2 protein-coding genes are annotated in these 3116 nt (G+C 45.0%); both read left to right on the top strand.

The window, feature by feature from the left end:
* Positions 1–158 precede the first annotated feature (158 nt).
* Positions 159–1265 (top strand): WG repeat-containing protein, encoded by a 1107-nt coding sequence (locus AC9UH7_RS06170; RefSeq protein WP_509596265.1) that lies wholly within the window; start codon positions 159–161, stop codon positions 1263–1265.
* A 109-nt stretch (positions 1266–1374) separates the two neighbouring features.
* On the top strand, positions 1375–3116 hold a 1742-nt coding region (locus AC9UH7_RS06175; protein ID WP_509596267.1), incomplete at its 3' end, for a carboxypeptidase-like regulatory domain-containing protein.

The raw sequence follows: 3116 nt of genomic DNA on the forward strand, positions 1-3116 counted from the left end.
CTGATCGCAAGCATTGCTGGCTTAGTGATTATTTTGCTATTGGTGGTTCCATACGTGGTCACTGCACTTCTTGGGTAATTTCAAGTAACTAATAAGGATAGGTGTTGAGAATTAAGCGTTTTCAAGTTCATAGGCTTCCTCTAATTGGCTCAACTATCTTGGCCCTATTACTAGTTCTCGGGGTTACAGGATGTGGCAGCAGTGTCGAAGAAACAGTCGATTACATTCCGCAGAACAAATTTGTCATTGATCCTCAATATGACAACTACACGAATTTTTTCAGTGAAGGCCTAGCGCCGGTGTATGAGAACTCCTCTGACCCGAATCAACGTGCAGGATTTATAGATTTAGATGGAAAGCTAGTCATTCCAATGACATTTGATTATGTGGGAAATTTTAATTCAGGGTTAGCAGTTGCTTCAAAAAATGAAAAGGTTGGATACATCGATGCCAGCGGAAGATATGTGATCGCTCCTCAATTTGACTACGCAGAGGATTTTTCTGAAGGAGTAGCAGCAGTTTGCTATTCAAATGATGGCTTCCAATGCGGTTACATCGACACAAATGGAAAGCTGATAACTCCATTAGATATAACATCTATGGATTATCAAACTCAAGCTAGCGAAGGATATTTCACTGCTTGTCATGGAAGTATGGATGATTGCCGATACACATTTACAAAGACAGACGGCACACCTGCTAATTTCGGAAGTTTTACCTGGGCGGATCCTTTTTCTGAAGGTTACGCTGCTGTGCGACAAACTGTGGGTGATGAGTCTTTGTGGGGTTTCATCAACAAAAAAGGCGATTTGGTTGTTGAGCCGATGTTTATCTGGGTGGGGAAATTTGGTAGTGGTTTAGCACCGGTCTGCATTGGCACATCGACAGAGAATTGCACAATTGGCTTTATCAACACATCAGGTAAATTTGAAATCAATCCTCAATACGAATATTTCGAATTTTATGACAGCGAGTCGACCTGGGGTAATTATCCGCAACATGGTTTCTTTGAAGGATTAGCTCGGGTGATGGTTGATCAGAAAATTGGTTATATTGATTCAACCGGCAAAATGGTAATCCAGCCACAATTTACTTATGGTGGTAACTTTGTAAATGGCCTAGCCCGAGTGAAAGTAGATGGAAAGATGGGTTTCATAAATAAGAAGGGCGTATTGGTTGTCCCTGCGATTTATGACAGTGCTTTTAATTTTTATCAAGGCCGAGCTGCGGTAGAGGTAGATGGAAAATGGGGCTTCATTTCCTAAAGGCATAAGCAGCATGGCTTGATCGCTTTGGAGTCAGATTAACTGGTCATTTATTGTTGTTCCACGGGGTTACTGGTCCGTTCTCACCTTCGAGTATTACCCTTGCTCTATGAGAAAGTTGCTTGCCGGGCTAATTGCAGCAGCTCTCTGCCTTGTTGGCGCACCTGCCATAGCAGCTGATCCAAGCATCGCAGGAATTGTTCGCACTGGAACTGGTGCTGCCATTCCTGGTGTTGTTGTTAATGCAACGCAAAACGGAACTCAGATTGCAACAACTACAACGGCTGCAGATGGGTATTACGAACTTTCTGTGCCAGATGGCACATATGTGCTTGAGTTTCAGTCACCATCAACAAGTTATGCCTCACTTGCAACATTGCCCTTAACGCTGCCGCGTAACTGGCCGCTAAATGTTGTTCTGACCGCACCGACTGTTGGCAAGATCTATTTAAATGGTCGCATCACAACAGATGATGGAAGAGCAGCGGGCGTTGCAGGCAGACCACCCACCCCATTTTTTGGTGGCGGTGGAAATCCCGCTGATTCAAATGGTTACTTTAAATTATCAGCAACAGCAGGTGCCACGGCAGCGTGGGCTTTTTCTGGTTCTTCACTCTTTCCCAATGCCAGCACGCTAGGTTTCTTTATTTCAGGTGGACAGTCCTTCACCTATAACCAAGATTCATATTTAGATGTTGTGGTTCCAACAACGACAACACGTATTCGGATTGTGGATCCAAGTGGTAATCCGATCCCTAGTACAGAAGTGGCTGCCAATATTCGCCTTGAGATTGGTGGAGCTGTTGATAACCAGAACGGCTCTAGTAGATCAATGCCGGGAGGAACAGTTTCTCTTTTTCCAGGGTTAACTAATTACGGAGTTTCTTGGCAGTCGATTGCAAACAGTGATGCCAACGGATCTGCCCTGCTCTCCAGAGTGCGGATGACCTCTGGACTGCAAGGTGTTGTCTCTGTTTACTTCTCATCAACTGCAAAGTGGAAGCACATCATTACCCAAGTGGTTGATATTCCAGCAGATGGCGGGGACATCACAGTTGTTGCAACACCAACTTCAAATGCCCGCGTTATGGGAACAGCCAAGTTTGCTGATGGCACACCTTTAACTGGTGGTTATGTTGGAACGGTGACAGGTGTTAATACAGGCTCATATATTGCAGCAGATGGCTCATATGTGGCCACATTACCTAGTGGCACTAACCTGAACTCTTTTTCCGTCAGTTTCTATCACCGGCCCGGCAATGATTATTTAGATTTTGGTTACTCAGGAACACGCACCACCAATATTTTATATGGCGACTACATTCAAAACATTGTTGTGCCAACGCCTGTGCCGCAGCAAGTTACAGTGATAGATCCTGCAGGTAACCCAATCCGAAATGCGAAGGTCTGGATAACGGTGCGAGGCGGAGATGGTTATGCCACTCCCACCTATCCACTGATCGCAGGCCATAGAGATATGGGGCTGACCTTTCAAGCATGGAGCTTTACTGATGCAAACGGTGTTGCCAATGTGAAGATCCCGCAATTAATCACACCAACATTTTCAACTATCTTGGTCGATCCACCAGCTGGGTCAGGGTTACTGCCAGTTACTAAAAAGTTAGAGGTTGGTGGAGGTCCACAAACAATCCAACTTGAACAAAAGTGGGTTTCAGGCTCCGGAAGAATTACAACCTCTGATGGCTTCCCGCTCTATGAGCCATATGTTTCACCAATGAGCCGAGCTAACGCTCTCGGAAACTTCTTAGGCTCAATCGGTGAAGGCACAAAGTTTTCTTGGCGGATCTCACCGAGATATCAGGATTCTTTTAATCCTGATCCTTTAGTTGT

It is taken from the genome of Candidatus Planktophila sp. (assembly GCF_044348745.1).
Taxonomy (GTDB): Bacteria; Actinomycetota; Actinomycetes; order Nanopelagicales; family Nanopelagicaceae; genus Planktophila.